The following is a 16,528-nucleotide window of genomic DNA, read 5'->3' as shown; positions in this document are numbered from 1 at the left end:
CACGGGCAGGCGTTCCGAGTGCCTCGTACGGTGGCGCCATGACAGGGATCGATCTCGACCGGGCCGTCGACGAGGCCCGGGCCCGCTACGCCGCCGCCCGTCCCATCAGCGCCAGCTGGTCCGAGCGGGCCGCGCGGGTGCTGCCGGGCGGCAACACCCGCTCGATCCTGCACTTCGAGCCCTTCCCCTTCCGGGTCGACCGGGCGGCCGGCAAGCACCTTTGGGACGTCGACGGGCACCGCTACGTCGACCTGCTCGGCAACTACACCGCCGGCCTCCTCGGTCACTCGCCCGCGCCGGTGCTGGCCGCGGCGAAGGAGGCGCTGTCGTCGGGCTGGTCCCTCGGCGCGGTCCACGAGGACGAGGTGCGCCTGGCCGAGCTGCTCGTCGAGCGGTTCCCGTCCCTCGAGCAGGTCCGCTTCACGAACTCCGGCACGGAGGCCAACCTGATGGCGCTGGCGGCCGCGACCCACCACACCGGCCGGCGCCGGATCCTGGTCTTCCGCAACGGGTACCACGGGGGCGTGCTCACGTTCGGGCGCGACGACGACCCGGTCAACGTGCCCCACGACTGGCTCCTGTGCGACTACAACGACATCGACGGGATGGAGCAGGTCTTCGCCCGCCACGGGTCCGAGATCGCGTGCGCCCTCGTGGAGCCGATGCAGGGCTCGGGCGGCTGCATCCCGGCCGACCCCGAGTTCCTCCGGGCGCTGCAGCAGCAGTGCCGCGACGCCGAGGCGCTGCTGGTGTTCGACGAGGTCATGACCTCACGGTTCTCGGCCGGAGGCGCCCAACAGCTCCTCGGGATCACGCCGGACCTGACCACGCTCGGCAAGTACCTCGCCGGCGGCCTCACCTTCGGTGCCTTCGGCGGGCGGGCCGACGTGATGGCCCACTTCGACGCCGGCCAGGGCGGCCGGCTCGGCCACGCCGGGACCTTCAACAACAACGTCGCGTCGATGGCCGGGGGCGTCGCCGCGCTGACCGAGCTGCTCCACCCGCCGGTGCTCGACGCGCTCCACGCGCGCGGCGACGCGCTGCGGGTGGCGCTGAACGACGCGTTCTCGGCCGCGGGCCTCCCCCTGTGCGCCACCGGCTCCGGCTCGCTCATGAACGTCCACGGCACCGCCGGGCCGGTCGCCTCGGCCCGGGACCTCCGGGGCGCCGACGACCGGTGGAAGGAGCTGTTCTTCTTCCACTGCCTCGAGGCCGACTTCTACGTGGCCCGCCGGGGCTTCATCGCGCTCAGCATCGAGATCACCGACGGCGACGTCGGCGCGTTCCTCGACGCCGTCGGGCGCTTCGATCCCGTGGGCGCGCGCAACGGGCGGCCCTGAGGCCGCCCGTTCCAGATGACGTGCTGTCGTCAGCGAGTTGCGAGGCGCCGCCGAGCAACTCGAAGCTCCCCGGAGGGGAGCCTCACACCTCGATGAAGATGCACTCGCCGGGGCATTCCTCGGCCGACTCGATGACGGCCTCCTCCTGCCCGGCGGGGACGGGGGCGACGGCTTCGGCGCCGCCCGGCTCGCTGAGGATCTTGTCGCCGTCCTTGACGTAGGCCAGGCCGTCGTCGAGGAGTGCGAACACATCGGGGGCGATCTCCTCGCACAGACCGTCGCCGGTGCAGAGATCCTGATCGATCCAGACCTTCATGTCGGTGTCGCCCTTCCTGCGGGTGCGCTTCGATGGCTGGCGATCGGGGGAGATCGCCGGTGCTCTGCACCCTACCGAAGGGATGAATAAGAACGGCAACTCCCGCGCAAACAATTCGGTGTGCGGTGCGCAGGGCAGGCCCGCAGGACCGGTGTATGGTCCGCGAACGCACCCGAACCGGGGAGTCCGGCCATGACCACAGGAAGCGACGGCGAGCGCAGCGAGGCGATCTCGCGCGAGCAGCTCGAAGCCCTCGAGGCCGAGGTGGTGGCGCTGCGCCAGCGGCTCCAGGACGCGCCCAAGCGGGTCCGAACGCTCGAGGAGCGCCTGCTGGAGACCAAGGGCCAGCTGTCCCAGGCCGTGTCACAGAACGAGAAGCTGAGCTACACCCTCCGCGAGGCGCGCGAGCACATCGCCGCGCTGCGCGAGGAGGTCGACAAGCTCACCCAGCCGCCCTCGGCCTACGGCACCTTCCTGCGGATGAACGACGACGGCACCGCCGACGTCCACGCCGGGGGGCGCAAGATGCGCGTGGCCGTGCACCCCGAGCTGGCCGAGGACGTCGACGCGCTGCCCCAGGGCGCCGAGGTCGTGCTCAACGAGAGCTTCAGCATCATCCTCTCCCGCAGCCCCGAGGGCCAGGGCGAGGTCGTGACCCTCAAGGAGGTCCTCGAGGACCGCCGACGGGCGCTGGTGGTCGGCCGGGCCGACGAGGAGCGCGTGGTGGAGCTGGTCGAGGAGCTGGTCGGCGAGCGGCTGCGCTCGGGCGACACGATGCTGCTCGACCCCCGCTCCGGTCTGCTGCTCGAGAAGCTGCCCCGGCCCGAGGTCGAGGAGCTCGTGCTCGAGGAGGTGCCCGACGTCGGCTACGACGACATCGGTGGCCTCGACGACCAGATCGAGCAGATCGCCGACGCCGTCGAGCTGCCGTTCCTGCACCAGGAGCTCTTCGCCGAGTTCGAGCTGCCGGCCCCGAAGGGGATCCTGCTCTACGGCCCTCCGGGTTGCGGCAAGACCCTCATCGCCAAGGCCGTGGCCAACAGCCTGGCCAAGAAGGTGGCCGAGTCCACCGGCAACGAGGCCCGCAGCTTCTTCCTCAACATCAAGGGCCCCGAGCTGCTCAACAAGTACGTGGGCGAGACCGAGCGCCAGATCCGCCTCGTGTTCCAGCGGGCCCGGGAGAAGAGCGAGGAGGGCTGGCCGGTCATCGTGTTCTTCGACGAGATGGACTCGATGTTCCGCACCCGCGGCTCGGGCATCAGCTCGGACATGGAGTCCACCATCGTCCCCCAGCTCCTGGCCGAGATCGACGGCGTCGAGTCGCTGAAGAACGTCATCGTCATCGGCGCCTCCAACCGCGAGGACCTGATCGACCCGGCCATCCTGCGCCCGGGCCGCCTCGACGTGAAGATCAAGATCGACCGCCCCAACGAGGTGTCGGCCGCCCAGATCTTCTCCCGGTACCTCACCGACTCCCTGCCCATCGACGGCACCGAGATCGAGAACCTCGGCGGCGGCGACGTCAACAAGGCCCTCGCCGCGATGGTCGAGTCCACGGTGGAGGAGATGTACTCCACCGAGGACCGCAACCGCTTCCTCGAGGTCACGTACCAGAACGGCGACAAGGAGGTGATGTTCTTCAAGGACTTCAGCTCCGGGGCCATGATCGAGAACATCGTGCGCCGGGCCAAGAAGCTGGCCATCAAGCGCCTCCTCGCCGGCGGCGACCGCGGCATCCGCACCGAGGACCTCCTCGCCTCCATCAAGCAGGAGTTCAAGGAGCACGAGGACCTGCCCAACACCACCAACCCGGACGACTGGGCCAAGATCTCGGGCAAGAAGGGCGAGCGGATCGTCTACGTGCGCACGCTCATCCAGAAGGACCCCGAGGCCGAGGACCTGCAGGGCGGCCGCTCCATCGAGCGCGTCGCCACCGGCCAGTACCTGTGACTCGAAGCGATACCCAGTTGCCGTTGCCGTCGATCGATCGACGGGGGCCGGCGTCGGGAGCGCCAGCGAGCAGCCGGCAGCGTTCCGACGCCCGAAGGTCCCCTTGGGGACCGAGGCGGAGGTAGCGAGGAATGGCTGTTCCGAAGATCGTCGGCATCGAGACCGAGTTCGGCATCGTCGCCCGCGGTGGTGGTGAGTCCAACCCGATCACCGCGTCGTCGGTGCTCATCAACGCCTACGTCCAGGAGCTGGTGCGCACCGGGCAGTCGGCCCGGACCGCCCCGCGGGTCGGCTGGGACTTCGAGGACGAGATGCCCCACGTGGACGCCCGGGGCACCACCCCCGGCGACGCCCGTCCCCCGGAGGTGGAGACCCACCTCGTGAACGCCGTGCTCACCAACGGCGCGCGCTACTACGTGGACCACGCTCACCCGGAGTGCTCCACGCCCGAGTGCGCCGATGCCCGCGAGGTCGTCGTGTGGGATCGGGCCGCCGAGGAGATCCTGCGGCGCTCGATGGCCGCCGCCGGGAAGCTGCTCGGGCCGGGCGAGGAGATCATCGTCCACAAGAACAACTCCGACGGCAAGGGCAACAGCTACGGCTGCCACGAGAACTACCTGCTGGCCCGGGACACCCCCTTCGGCCGCATCGTCCGCCAGATCACGCCGTTCTTCATCACCCGCCAGGTCTTCGCCGGCGCCGGCAAGGTCGGCGTGGAGGCCCCCGGTCTCACTGCCCAGGACATCCCCTACCAGCTGTCCCAGCGCGCCGACTTCTTCGAGGAGGAGGTCGGGCTCGAGACGACGCTGAAGCGGCCCATCGTCAACACCCGCGACGAGCCCCACGCGGATGCCAAGAGGTACCGGCGGCTCCACGTCATCATCGGCGACGCCAACATGAGCGAGGTCGCCACCTACCTGAAGGTGGGCACGACCGCCATCGTGCTGGCGATGATCGAGGACGACGAGCTCGGCATCGACCTGGCCCCGGCCGCTCCCATCACCGCGCTGCGCCAGGTGTCCTACGACGTCGGCCTGACGAGGCCCTTCGAGCTGGCCGCCGGCGGCACGATCACCGCGCTCGAGGCCCAGTGGGAGTACTTCGAGCGGGCCCGCAAGTACGCCGAGACCCGCGGCCTCGACGCCGTCGGCCACGAGGTCGGCGCCGACGTCATGGCCCGCTGGGAGGACGTGCTCACCAAGCTCGAGACCGATCCCACGCAGGCGGCCGACGTCGTCGACTGGGTGGCCAAGCGCCGCCTGCTCGAGGGCTACCGGGAGCGCCACGACCTCGAGTGGGGCGACCCACGGCTGGCCGCCATCGGCCTGCAGTACCACGACCTGCGACCCGAGCGGTGCCTGGCGGAGCGAGCCGGGCTGGCGCGCCTCGTGGGCGACGACGAGGTCGCCCACGCGGTGTCGAACCCGCCGGAGACCACGCGCGCCTACTTCCGTGGGCGGTGCCTGCAGAAGTGGCCCGACGCCATCGTGGCCGCGAACTGGGACTCGCTGGTCTTCGACGTGGGCGGCGACCCCCTCCGGCGGGTGCCGATGATGGAGCCGTCGCGTGGAACCGCGGAGCACGTGGGTACATTGATCGACGAGTGCGAGACGGCGGCCGAGCTGCTGTCCCGTTTGGGTTCGTGACACCGCGTCACGGACCGGCAAGACCCTGGAGCTCGTGATGGCTGAACGAGAACAGAAGCGAAAGTCCGCCCCGCAGCGCGACACCGAGACCGTCGAAGAGGTCCCGGCCGGCTCGGAATCCGGTGAGAAGATCAAGGCCGAGCTGGACGACCTGTTGGACGAGATCGACGACGTGCTCGAGCAGAACGCCGAGGACTTCGTGAAGTCCTACATCCAGAAGGGTGGGGAGTGAGCCGGCGGTAGTGTCCGCTGCGTGACGCTCCCGTTCTTCACCCCCGACGTCGATCCGGGTCCTGACTTCGCCGGCCTGCTGCGCCGGCAGGGTCGAGACCCCGAGACCCGCATCGCCGATGCTGCCAGCCACCCGCTGACCATCATGCACGGCACCACCGTCGTCGCGATCCGCACCGCAGGTGGCGTGGTCATGGCCGGCGACCGCCGGGCCACGTCCGGCAACCTGATCTCGCACCGATCGATGGAGAAGGTGTTCCCGGCCGACCGGTTCTCGGGTGTGGCCATCGCCGGCGCGGCAGGCCCGGCCATGGAGATGGTGCGCCTGTTCCAGCTCCAGCTCGAGCACTACGAGAAGGTCGAGGGCCACCACCTCAGCCTCGAGGGCAAGGCCAACCAGCTCAGCCAGATGGTGCGGGCCCACCTGCCCGCCGCCATGCAGGGCATGGTCGTGGTGCCGCTCTTCGCCGGCTACGACCTGCAGCGCGGGGTGGGTCGCCTGTTCGAGTTCGACGTCACCGGCGGCCGCTACGAGGAGCTGCACCACGCCGCCACCGGCAGCGGATCGCTCCACGCCGGCACGGTCGTCAAGATCGGCTACCGGGCCGAGATGGACCCCTCCGACGCCGTCGACCTCGCCATCCGGGCCCTGTTCGAGGCGGCCGACGACGACTCCGCCACCGGCGGGCCCGACCTGGTCCGGGGCATCTTCCCGATCGTGGCCGTCATCGACGCCGACGGCTACCGCCGCCTGGAGGACGACGAGATCCGTCGCCGCTTCGAAGGCCTGCTCGGCGACCTGTCGCCGTCCAACACCCGGGGCTCCGCCGACGGTGGCGCTCGCCCGGACCAGGAGGTCGAGCGATGAGCATGCCCTTCTACGTCGCACCCGAGCAGGTCATGAAGGACCGGGCCGACTACGCCCGGAAGGGCATCGCCAAGGGGCGCAGCCTGTGCGCCGTCTCCTACGACGACGGCATCCTCTTCGCCGCCGAGAACACCTCGAGCACGCTGCGCAAGATCTCCGAGATCTACGACCGCATCGCCTTCGCGGGCGTCGGCCGCTACAGCGAGTTCGACCAGCTGCGGGTCGCCGGCGTCCGCCACGCCGACATGAAGGGCTACGCCTACTCCCGCGAGGACGTGGACGCGCAGAGCCTGGCCAACGCCTACGCCCAGATGCTCAACCACACCTTCACCCACGAGATGAAGCCGATGGAGGTGGAGATCCTCGTGGCCGAGATCGGCGACGAGCGCGCCGGGGACGAGCTGTTCCACATCCTCTACGACGGCTCCGTCGTGGACGAGGACCGCTTCTCGGTGCTCGGCGGTGAGGCCGACGCGATCACGGCCCGGCTGGACGAGTCCTGGGCCGATGAGCTCGACCTCGGGGCCGCGCTGCGTGCTGCCGTGGGCGCTCTCGCCGGCGACGATCGCGCCCTCGGGGCCGACGACCTCGAGATCGCCGTGCTGGCCCGCTCCAACGGCCGCCGCAAGTTCGCCCGGATCGAGGGAGAGGCGCTCACCGCACTGCTCGGGTGACCGCGGAACCCGGGAAATGCAGTTGACAGTCACGTGACGGGCTGTAACCTGATCGCAACAGAGATCAGGAGCACGCCGTGACCATCGCCGAGCGCACCCACACCCAGACCGACACGGATCCGAGTCAGGTCGGCACGCGCCCGGGCGCCGGCGCGGACGATCCCGTCACCGGCCCGATGCCGGCCATCAGCCTCCACGACGGCCGGATGCAGGTCCACGTCCGGCGCGACGTCACGATCGTGACGCTCGACGGGGGCCTCGACGACGCCTTCGCCGCGGAGATCGCCCCCACCATCCCCGGTGCGCTCGCCGGCGCCGAGGCCGTCGTCCTCGACGTGGACCAGGTGACCCTGCTCGACCAGGCCGGCTTCGACATCCTCGCCGAGGCGTTCGGGACGGCCACGGCCGGGCTCGACTGCTGCATCGTCGCCTCCCGCCTGTCGGGCCGCATGGTGCTCGAGCGGTGGGGCGTGACCGAGCACCACGCCGTGTTCACGAGCGTGGCCGACGCCCTCCAGGCCCGTGCCTTCGCCGACAACGGCTACGGCGAGGGCTGGCAACCGGAGCCCCAGACCCACCGATAGGTTGCGGTGCGTGGAGCGCCGCATCTTCGGACTCGAGAACGAATACGGCGTCACGTGCACCCTGCGGGGCCAGCGGCGGCTCAGCCCCGACGAGGTCGCCCGCTACCTGTTCCGACGGGTCGTGTCCTGGGGCCGTTCCTCCAACGTGTTCCTGGCCAACGGCGCCCGCCTGTACCTCGACGTGGGCTCCCACCCGGAGTACGCCACGCCCGAGTGCGACGACCTCGTGGATCTGGTCACCCACGACAAGGCCGGCGAGCGCATCCTCGAACAGCTCCTCGCCAGCGCCGAGCAGCGCCTGCGCGAGGAGGGCATCCGCGGGGTCATCTACCTGTTCAAGAACAACACCGACTCGGCGGGGAACTCCTACGGCTGCCACGAGAACTACCTCACCAGCCGCCACGACGACCTCGGGTCCTACTCCGAGCACCTGATCCCGTTCCTCGTCAGCCGCCAGATCTACGCCGGCGCCGGCAAGGTCCTGCAGACGGCCCGGGGCGCGGTCTTCTGCCTGGCCCAGCGGTCAGAGCACATCTGGGAGGGCGTCAGCTCGGCCACCACCCGCAGCCGGCCGATCATCAACACCCGCGACGAGCCCCACGCCGACGCCGAGCGCTACCGGCGCCTCCACGTGATCGTGGGCGACTCGAACATGAACGAGTACACGAACTACCTGAAGGTCGGCACCACGGCGATCCTCCTCCGGATGCTCGAGGACCCGAACGTGGTCATGCGGGACATGACGATGGAGAACCCGATCCGGGCCATCCGCGAGATCAGCCACGACATCACCCTCCAGCGCAAGGTGCGCCTGGCCAACGGGCGCGAGCTGTCGGCCCTGGAGATCCAGCAGGAGTACCTGGACAAGGCGCTCACCTACGCCGCCCGGCGGGGCCTGCCCGACCAGGAGCAGCGGGCCCTGGACATGTGGCAGCACGTGATGCACGGCCTCAGCACCGACCCGCTCTCGCTGAGCCGGGAGTGCGACTGGGTGACCAAGCACCACCTCATCGAGCGCTACCGCAACAAGCACGACCTGGCGCTGAACTCGCCCCGGGTCGCGCTCATCGACCTGCAGTACCACGACGTCAACCGCGAGCGCGGCCTGTTCTACAAGATGCAGAACAACGGCCTCGTCGAGCGGATCTGCGACGACGACGCCATCGACGAGGCCATCGAGACGCCACCCCAGACCACCCGGGCCAAGCTGCGGGGCGACTTCATCCGCCGGGCCAAGGAGCGCAAGCGCGACTACACGGTGGACTGGGTGCACCTGAAGCTGAACGACCAGGCCCAGCGCACCGTGCTGTGCAAGGACCCGTTCAAGTCGAGCGACGACCGCGTCGACCGGCTCATCGCCAGCCTCTGAGGGCCACGGCAGCGTGCCCACCTTCGAGACGGCCGACGTCACCGAGGTGCTCCTGGAGCGCCCCGGCCTGCAGCGGGTGGGCACCACGGCCGGCCGGGCCTACGTCCTCACCCAGCTGATCGGCACGGTCGACGTGGGGGACCGCGTCGTCCTCAACACCACCGCCGTCGGCCTCGGGCTCGGCACCGGCGGGTGGCACGTCGTGCACTGGAACCAGTCCCGGGAGCACCTCGACCAGCCCGGCCCCGGCCACATCATGAAGGTGCGGTACACGTCGCTGCAGTGCGACACCGGCGCCGCCGAGGAGGACGGCGACGTGCCCGCCGACCTCGCCGGCACCCCGGTCGTCGTCGGCACGCTGCACAGCCAGGTGCCGCTCGTCGCCGCCGGGTACCTGCACCACCACCCCGACGCGCGCGTGGCCTACGTCATGACCGACGGGGCCTCGCTGCCCCTGGCCCTCTCCGACCTCGTCGTCGACATGCAGCGGGCTGCGCTGGTGCACGGCACCGTCACGGCCGGCCACGCCTTCGGCGGCGATCTCGAAGCGGTGTCGGTGCCGTCCGCGCTCACCCTCGCCGTCCACGAGCTCGGCGCCGACCTCGTCATCGTGGCCATGGGTCCCGGGGTGGTCGGCACCGGAGCGGCGCTGGGGACGACGGCCGTGGAGGCCGCCGCCGTGCTCGACGCCGCTGCCGCCCTCGGCGGAGACCCGATCTGCTGCGTGCGGGCCTCCTCGGCCGACCGGCGCGAGCGGCACCGGGGCGTGAGCCACCACGTCAGCACCGTGCTCGACCTGACCCGCTCCCGGGTCACGGTGCCGACCGTGCTGGGCGCCGAGCTCAGCCGGGAGGACCACGACGTGGTCGTCACCGAGCCGCCGCCGATCGCCGAGTGGCTCGACGCTCGCGACCTGCGGGTCACGACCATGGGGCGCACCGTCTCCGAGGATCCGTTGTTCTTCGCCGCCGGCGCCGCGGCCGGTGTGGTCGCGGGGCATCGTCCAGGGCGGCGCCGGGACCACGGGTAGCCTCGCCGTCCCCATGGCCGTCCCGAAGATCGAACGCCTCCTCGACCTGATCGCCGAGCTCCTCCACGCCGAGCGACCCCTGACGTCCGAGCAGCTCCATCGGCGGATCCCCGGCTACCCGCCGGACAAGGAGTCGTTCAAGCGGGCGTTCGAGCGGGACAAGAAGGACCTGCGCGACCAGGGGGTGCCGCTGCGGATCGAGACGGTGCCCGGGTCCACGCCGCCCCAGGACGGCTACCGCATCGACCCCGACGAGTACTACCTGCGCGATCCCGGCCTCGACGCGGACGAACTGGCCGCCATCCACCTGGCCGCCAGCGCCGTGCGGCTGGAGGGCGCGAGCGCGGCCGGGGGCCTGCGCAAGCTCGGCGCACCGCTGCGGGGCCAGACCGCCTCCACCATCGCCACGCTCCCGACCGCCCCGCACCTGAGCACTGCGTTCGACGCGGTGGCAGCGGGACGCCGCCTGCGGTTCCGCTACGGCGGCAAGGACCGCACGGTCGACCCGTTCCGGCTGCAGCACCAGCGGGGCCGGTGGTACCTCCAGGGCCACGACGCCGACGCCGGCGAGGCCCGCTCCTTCCGCCTCGACCGGGTGGAGGGCGACATGGACGCCGGCGAGCCGGGCAGCGCCGAGGTCGACCTCGATCCGGCCGACAACCCGCTCCAGCTCGACGGCTGGGCCCTGGGCGACGACGAGCCGGTCGAGGCCCGCGTCCGCATCGGCCCGCGGCAGGCCCGCGTCGTTGTCGGCCAGGTCGGCCCCGCCGTCCCCGCCGACTGGGAGGACGACGGCTCCGTGGTCCTCACGCTGCCGGTGCGGCGGCCCGAGGGCTTCCGCTCCTTCGTCCTCGGCTTCCTCGACGACGCCGAGGTGCTCGGCCCCGACGAGCTGCGGGACGACCTGATCGACTGGCTGCGGGCCGTGGCCGACGACGGCGGTGCCGCCTGATGGGCCGTCCGAGCGCCACCGACCGGCTCGGTCGGATCCTCGCCATCGTGCCGTGGATCGCCGAGCAGGAGGCACCCCTCGTCGCCGACGTCTGCGCCCGCTTCGGGCTCACGTCCGACGAGCTCATGGCCGACCTCGAGATCGTCCCGATGGTCGGCCTGTACCCCTACACCCCGGACAACCTGATCGAGCTGGTCTTCGACGACGACCGGATCCGGCTCGAGTACGGCAACTTCTTCGAGCGCCCCCTCCGCCTGACCAAGGAGGAGGCCCTCGTGATCCTGGCTGCGGCCAAGGCCTCGATGCCGGCGACCGGTCACGACCCGGCCGGGCCCCTGTCCCGGGCGCTGGGCAAGATCGCCGGCGCCCTCGGCGTGGACCTCGACGATGACCTCGAGGTCGTGCTCGCCGAGCCCACCGGCGACCTGCTCGAGATCCTGGAAGCCGCGGTGCGAGACCGCGAGGCGCTCGACATCGGCTACTTCAGCCACGCCCGGAACGAGCACACCCAGCGCACCATCGAGCCGCTGCGGCTGTTCCACAGCGAGGGGGCCTGGTACCTCGACGCCCACTGCCGCACGACGCCGGGGGACCGGGTGTTCCGGGTCGATCGGATCACCGACATCGTGGCCACGGGCGAGCACTTCGACCGCACCCTCGATCGCACGTCCACCGAGGCCTTCAGCCCGGCCGAGGACCTGCCCCGCGTCACCCTCGAGGTCGACGCCGGCGGTGCGTGGGTCGCCGACCAGTACCCGGTGGAGGCCCGCACCGACATCGGGGGCGGGCGGCTGCGCCTCACCCTGGTGGTCAGCGCTCGACCGTGGCTCGAGCGCCTGCTCCTCCAGCTCGGCCCCCACGGCCGGGTCGTCGACGGCCCCGACGACCTCGTCGGGGCCGGTGCCGAGGCCGCGGCGCGGCTGCTGGCCCGGTACGAGGCCGGCCCGGCCTCGCGGTGATCCCGGTACCCACCGGTAGCATCGCTGGACTGTGACCGAGACGACCGACCCCGGGTCCGGGCCCGCCGACCACCCGGGTCCGGGCGATGCGGCCGAGGGCACGCGCGCGGGGATGTCCCACTCGACGCGCTCGGCCATCGAGTGGGTCGCGGTCATCGTCGGCGCCCTGGTCGTGGCCCTCGTCGTCAAGACGTTCCTGATCCAGGCCTTCTACATCCCGTCGGAGTCGATGGTGCCCACCCTCGAGGTGGGCGACCGCGTCCTGGTCAACAAGCTCAGCTACTCGACCGGCGACATCGACCGCGGCGACATCGTCGTCTTCGCCCGCCCCGGCGGCCCGGGCTCCGACGGCATCGAGGACCTCATCAAGCGCGTCGTCGCCCTGCCGGGTGAGACGGTCGAGGGGCGAGGCGGGCAGGTGCTCATCGACGGCCGGCCGCTGGCTGAGCCGTACCTGCCCGACGCGCTGGAGACCTCCGTCTTCCCGCCCTACGTCGTGCCCGAGGACCACGTCTGGCTGATGGGCGACAACCGCGGCGCCTCGGACGACTCCCGCCGGTTCAAGGCCGTCCCGACCGACGACATCGTCGGCCGGGCCTTCGTGGTCATCTGGCCCTTCACCCAGCTCGGCACGCTCTAGCGATCATCGGCGCCGCCGGCGAGCCACTCGGTGCGGCCCTCCCGCACGCCCGTCGAGCTGACCGGGTGGTGCACCGGGTCCACGTCGAGCACGGTCGCCAGCCCGTCGTCGGGGAGGGGCACACCGGCGCGCGGGGCCACGGCCACCGGAGGCAGGCGAGCGAGTGCGGCCCGGAGCGCCTCGTCCGACCCGCCGTAGAAGCGGGGGTCGTGCAGCTGGTGCCACTTGTCGGCGCCGAGGACGAGCAGGTCGTAGCCCTCGGCGATGTCGGCCAGCAGCTGCGCCTCGGTGTCGCGGGTGCGGAGCCAGGGCCGGCCAACGGTGGCGCGATCGATCCGGGCCAACCGCTCGGCCACCGACGTCTGGCGGCGGTCCTCCTTGGCCAGCGCCACGTGGGACACGACGAGGTCGAGCCGCACCAGGCCGCACTGCTCGCGCGCCGCGTCGGCGATCGCCAGGTGGGCGACGGTGAGCGGGTCGAAGGACCCTGGGTAAACGCCGTGACCGGCCACGGCATCGAGGTTACGGTTGCCGCCCCCCATGGCCCATCCCGACGTGCTGGACGAGCAGCGCCACCTCGAGCGCGCGACGGCTGCCCTGCGGGCCATGGCGGCGCGCACCACCGCCGCGCTCGGGGCCTCGCAGGCGGCCGCGACCCAGGTCGACAGCGAGGTGGCGGCGTTCCACCTGCGCCGCCGGCTGGAGTCCCTCGCCGACCGGGACGACGCGCTCGCCTTCGGCCGGATCGACCAGGACGACGAGCAGTGGTACGTGGGGCGCCGCCACGTGGAGGACGAGGCCGGAGCGCCCCTCGTCGTCGACTGGCGGGCGCCGGTGTCGGTGCCCTTCTACCGGGCGACCGTCCACGACCCCCTCGGCCTGGACCGCCGGCGCCGGTTCCTGACCGAGGGCCGGGACCTGCTCGACATCCTCGAGGAGGACTTCTCCGACCCGGATCGGGCGCTGCTGTCGGGCGGGATCCCCGACCCGCTGCTCGCCGAGCTGGAGCGGGAGCGCACGGGGACCATGCGCGACATCGTGGCCACGATCGCCGCCGAGCAGGACGAGGTCATCCGGGCGCCGATCGATCGCCTCCTCGTCGTCCAGGGCGGCCCCGGTACCGGCAAGACGGCCGTGGCCCTGCACCGGGCGGCGTACCTGCTCTTCGAGCACCGCCTGGAGCTGCTCGACCGCGGCGTGCTCGTCGTGGGACCCAACCAGCTCTTCCTGCGCTACGTGGCCGACGTCCTGCCGAGCCTGGGGGAGACCGCCGTGCGCCAGACCACCGTCGAGGGCCTGCGCCCGGCGACGGTCCGGGTCGAGGAGGGGGCGGCCGAACCCGACGCGGTCGGTCGGATCAAGGGCGACGTCCGCCTCGCCGCAGTCCTCGACCGCCTGGTGGTCGACTCGATCCGGGTGCCCGACGAACCGGTGGCGATCGGCACGGCCTGGGGGATCGTGCGCCTGCTCCCCGACGACGTCGCTGCGTCGGTGGAGGACGTGCTGGGGCGGGGGGTGACCCACGCCACCGGCAAGGATGCCCTGCGGAACCAGCTGCTCCACCGCGCCTACGAGCTCCACGAGCGGAGCGCGGAGGTGCCGGCCCTGAAGGCCAACTTCGTGGCCGCCGCCCGCAGCGATGCCGGCTTCGCCCGCCACCTAGACCGGATGTGGCCGACGCTGGCCGCCACCACGGTGGTGCAGCGCCTGCTCACCAACCGGGCCGCGCGGCGCCGGGCGACCGCCGGCATCCTCAGCGAGGACGAGGCCGCGCTGCTGGCCCGCCCGCTTCCGTCCCGCAAGGCCGACGTCCGCTGGTGGCCGGCCGAGGTGCCCCTGCTCGACGAAGCCGAAGCCCGGCTGCACGGCGTGCGCACCACGTACGGGCACATCATCGTGGACGAGGCCCAGGACCTCTCGGCCATGGCGCTGCGGATGCTGGCCCGCCGGGCGCACGGCGGCTCGATGACCGTCGTGGGCGACCTGGCCCAGGCCACCCGGGCGTGGGGGCAGCGCAGCTGGGACGACGTCGTCGCCCTGCTCCAGGGGGCCGCGGCGCCCGCCCGGGCCGAGCTCACCGTCGGCTACCGCACCCCGGCGCCGATCCTGGAACTGGCCAACCGCCTGCTGCCGGTCGCCGCCCCCGACGTGACCCCGGCCCGCTCGATCCGCACGACCGGGGAGGCGCCCGAGCTCGTGCCCACCGCCCAGTCCGAGCTGGCCGCCACGTCGGCTCGCGCGGTCGCAGAGGCGGCGGGGGAGCGGGGCACATCCGCGATCATCGCCACCACCGGGCACCACGACGAGCTCGCGTCGGCCCTGGACGACGCCGGCGTCGCCTGGGCCCCGGGCATCGACGGCCTGGGGTCGGTCGCCCTGCTCACCCCGCTGCTGGCCAAGGGGCTCGAGTTCGACGTCGTCGTGGTGGTCGAGCCGTCCGAGATCGTCCGGGCCGAGCCGGCCGGCCACCGCGCGCTGTTCGTCTCGCTCACCCGCCCGACCCGCCGCCTGGTGATCGTCCACGCCGAACCCCTGCCGAGCGCGCTGGGGACCTGACAGCGCGGACGTCAGCGGCGGCCGGCGAGGGCGTCGACCATGCGGTCGACGTGGTCGGAGTAGACGCCGTCGACGCCGCGGTCGATGAGCTGGCGGAGGGTCCGAGGCAGCTGGGCGTCCCACCCGAAGCACTCGAGGCCGAAGCGGTGGAACAGCGTGGTCAGGCCACCCGTCCAGTCCGTCTCGTGCATGTTGATGCAGTCGATCCCGGCGTCGCGCAGCGACATCGCACGGCGCTCCGGGCCCTCCTTGATCTTGGCCATGCGGGTCGAGTCGACGAGCTTGGCGCCCTCGGCCGGACGGCGCCACGTGGCCACCAGCTCCCAGTCCGGGTGGCAGAGCCAGAGGTGCTCCTCGGCGCCGGCGTCGCGGGCGGCGGCGAGCGTGGGCTCGAGGGCGGCGGCGTCCTTCACGTCGAGGGACAGGGGCAGGTCGGTCCCGCAGCGGTCGTAGAGCTCGGCGAGGGAGGGGATGTGGTCGGGGAGGTCGTCGCGCCGGACGTCGGCGATCGGGCGACGCCGCACCCCCTTGCGGACGACGCCGTCGTGGTCGAGCACCGCCACGCCGTCGGCCGTCACCCACACGTCGCTCTCCAGGCCGGTCGCCCCGAGCTTCACCGCCAGCGCGAAGGCGTCCAGGGTGTTCTCCGGCGCGTGGGCTCGGGCGCCGCGGTGGGCGAAGCCGATGGGCGGCTGTCGGAGGGAGGCGACCCGAGCCATGGCGGCCAGCCAAGCAGGACCGGCAGAACGCGAGGGAATCGCCTCAAGTGGTCGGCCTCCCCTGCCGATGCTTGGTGCAGGAGAGCGAGGGACCTGGGAGGGGACCACGATGGCGACACGCATCAGAGCGAGCTGTGAGGAGTGCGGCGACGTCGAGCTGCACGTGGACGACGTCCGGGTGCGGGTCTGCATCGACGACGACGCCGGGTCCTACGTCTTCCGGTGCCCGAGCTGCGCCATGTCGGTCGTCAAGGACGCCGAGCCCCGGGTCGTGGAGCTGCTGGTCGCCTCGGGCGTCGAGCTCACCGCCTGGTCGATCCCGTCCGAGCTGTTCGAGCCCCACGGTGGGCCGGCGTTCACCCACGACGACCTGCTCGACTTCCACGAGCTGCTCGAGGGCGACGACTGGCAGCGCGAGCTGCTCGACCCCGCCCCCGGCGGTTCCACCACCGAAGCCGGCTGACGTCGTGCCCGCCGCCCTGGGGATCGCTGTCGCGGCGCTGCCCCTGCTGCTCGTGACCGCCGCGCTGGTGGTCCTCGGCGTGGCCATCGCTCGCTCGCTGCGGGACGAGGCGGTGCTCGACGGCCTGCGCGCCGAGGTCCGCAGCATCGGCGAGGTCCAGCGCGCCGTGCACGACGTCCGCACCGCCGGCACGGGCCGGACGGCCGCCCGCTGACGAAGCGGGGGCTCCTG

Annotated in this window: 18 protein-coding genes; 15 read left to right on the top strand and 3 right to left on the bottom strand. The window is 72.0% G+C overall.

What is annotated here, in order from left to right:
• The first annotated feature begins 38 nt into the window (after positions 1–38).
• Positions 39–1,340, top strand: a complete 1,302-nt coding sequence (locus tag RGQ06_RS16990) for an aspartate aminotransferase family protein (RefSeq protein WP_432429908.1) — start codon at positions 39–41, stop codon at positions 1,338–1,340.
• A gap of 82 nt (positions 1,341–1,422) precedes the next feature.
• On the opposite strand, the gene RGQ06_RS16985 is transcribed toward RGQ06_RS16990, so the two are convergent.
• Positions 1,423–1,656: a ferredoxin gene (locus tag RGQ06_RS16985; RefSeq protein WP_432429907.1), complete on the bottom strand. Its 234-nt coding sequence runs from the start codon at positions 1,654–1,656 to the stop codon at positions 1,423–1,425.
• A 192-nt stretch (positions 1,657–1,848) separates the two neighbouring features.
• On the opposite strand from RGQ06_RS16985, the gene arc reads away from it, so the two are divergent.
• From arc to lepB, 11 genes are all read left to right on the top strand, one after another.
• Entirely contained in the window at positions 1,849–3,606 is a 1,758-nt protein-coding gene (arc, locus tag RGQ06_RS16980; protein WP_432429906.1) for a proteasome ATPase, read from the top strand.
• 131 nt (positions 3,607–3,737) lie between these two features.
• Positions 3,738–5,252 carry a depupylase/deamidase Dop gene (gene dop, locus RGQ06_RS16975; protein ID WP_432429905.1) on the top strand — a complete coding sequence of 505 codons (1,515 nt, stop codon included), beginning with the start codon at positions 3,738–3,740 and terminating at the stop codon, positions 5,250–5,252.
• A 37-nt stretch (positions 5,253–5,289) separates the two neighbouring features.
• A complete protein-coding gene (locus tag RGQ06_RS16970; RefSeq protein ID WP_432429904.1) occupies positions 5,290–5,484 on the top strand; it encodes a ubiquitin-like protein Pup in 195 nt (64 codons plus the stop codon).
• A 21-nt stretch (positions 5,485–5,505) separates the two neighbouring features.
• Positions 5,506–6,351 carry a proteasome subunit beta gene (gene prcB, locus RGQ06_RS16965; RefSeq protein WP_432429903.1) on the top strand — a complete coding sequence of 282 codons (846 nt, stop codon included), beginning with the start codon at positions 5,506–5,508 and terminating at the stop codon, positions 6,349–6,351.
• Positions 6,348–7,025 (top strand): proteasome subunit alpha, encoded by a 678-nt coding sequence (gene prcA / locus RGQ06_RS16960; protein ID WP_432429902.1) that lies wholly within the window; start codon positions 6,348–6,350, stop codon positions 7,023–7,025. The genes prcB and prcA overlap by 4 nt, the downstream gene beginning before the upstream one ends.
• Positions 7,026–7,102: 77 nt before the next feature.
• Positions 7,103–7,609, top strand: a complete 507-nt coding sequence (locus tag RGQ06_RS16955) for an STAS domain-containing protein (RefSeq protein ID WP_432429901.1) — start codon at positions 7,103–7,105, stop codon at positions 7,607–7,609.
• A gap of 10 nt (positions 7,610–7,619) precedes the next feature.
• Positions 7,620–8,978, top strand: a complete 1,359-nt coding sequence (gene pafA, locus RGQ06_RS16950) for a Pup--protein ligase (RefSeq protein WP_432429900.1) — start codon at positions 7,620–7,622, stop codon at positions 8,976–8,978.
• Positions 8,979–8,991: 13 nt separating this feature from the next.
• Entirely contained in the window at positions 8,992–10,008 is a 1,017-nt protein-coding gene (locus tag RGQ06_RS16945; RefSeq protein WP_432429899.1) for a DUF3866 family protein, read from the top strand.
• A 13-nt stretch (positions 10,009–10,021) separates the two neighbouring features.
• Positions 10,022–10,960 carry a helix-turn-helix transcriptional regulator gene (locus tag RGQ06_RS16940; RefSeq protein ID WP_432429898.1) on the top strand — a complete coding sequence of 313 codons (939 nt, stop codon included), beginning with the start codon at positions 10,022–10,024 and terminating at the stop codon, positions 10,958–10,960.
• The gene (locus RGQ06_RS16935) at positions 10,960–11,919 is read left to right on the top strand and encodes a helix-turn-helix transcriptional regulator (RefSeq protein ID WP_432429897.1); all 960 of its coding nucleotides are present in this window, start codon (positions 10,960–10,962) and stop codon (positions 11,917–11,919) included. The genes RGQ06_RS16940 and RGQ06_RS16935 overlap by 1 nt, the downstream gene beginning before the upstream one ends.
• Positions 11,920–11,950: 31 nt before the next feature.
• Positions 11,951–12,559 (top strand): signal peptidase I, encoded by a 609-nt coding sequence (gene lepB, locus RGQ06_RS16930; RefSeq protein ID WP_432429896.1) that lies wholly within the window; start codon positions 11,951–11,953, stop codon positions 12,557–12,559.
• Here lepB and RGQ06_RS16925 read toward each other — a convergent pair.
• Positions 12,556–13,071, bottom strand: a complete 516-nt coding sequence (locus RGQ06_RS16925; protein ID WP_432429895.1) for a nicotinate-nicotinamide nucleotide adenylyltransferase — start codon at positions 13,069–13,071, stop codon at positions 12,556–12,558. The two genes, lepB and RGQ06_RS16925, sit on opposite strands and share 4 nt — an antisense overlap.
• 28 nt (positions 13,072–13,099) lie before the next feature.
• Here RGQ06_RS16925 and RGQ06_RS16920 point away from each other — a divergent pair, with 28 nt between their 5' ends.
• Positions 13,100–15,115, top strand: coding sequence for a HelD family protein (locus RGQ06_RS16920; RefSeq protein ID WP_432429894.1), 2,016 nt, complete (start codon positions 13,100–13,102; stop codon positions 15,113–15,115).
• An 11-nt stretch (positions 15,116–15,126) separates the two neighbouring features.
• Here the strand turns inward: RGQ06_RS16920 and RGQ06_RS16915 are convergent, their stop codons facing one another.
• Positions 15,127–15,834, bottom strand: coding sequence for a glycerophosphodiester phosphodiesterase (locus RGQ06_RS16915; RefSeq protein ID WP_432429893.1), 708 nt, complete (start codon positions 15,832–15,834; stop codon positions 15,127–15,129).
• Between the two features lie 109 nt (positions 15,835–15,943).
• Here RGQ06_RS16915 and RGQ06_RS16910 point away from each other — a divergent pair, with 109 nt between their 5' ends.
• The gene (locus tag RGQ06_RS16910; RefSeq protein WP_432429892.1) at positions 15,944–16,297 is read left to right on the top strand and encodes a hypothetical protein; all 354 of its coding nucleotides are present in this window, start codon (positions 15,944–15,946) and stop codon (positions 16,295–16,297) included.
• Between the two features lie 4 nt (positions 16,298–16,301).
• Positions 16,302–16,511, top strand: a complete 210-nt coding sequence (locus tag RGQ06_RS16905) for a hypothetical protein (protein ID WP_432429891.1) — start codon at positions 16,302–16,304, stop codon at positions 16,509–16,511.
• Positions 16,512–16,528 lie beyond the last annotated feature (17 nt).

The sequence above is a fragment of the Salinilacustrithrix flava genome (assembly GCF_041228405.1).
Taxonomy (GTDB): domain Bacteria; phylum Actinomycetota; class Acidimicrobiia; order Acidimicrobiales; family Salinilacustritrichaceae; genus Salinilacustrithrix; species Salinilacustrithrix flava.
Note: the sequence above shows the minus strand (reverse complement) of the source record. Positions and strands in the feature narration are given on the sequence as shown.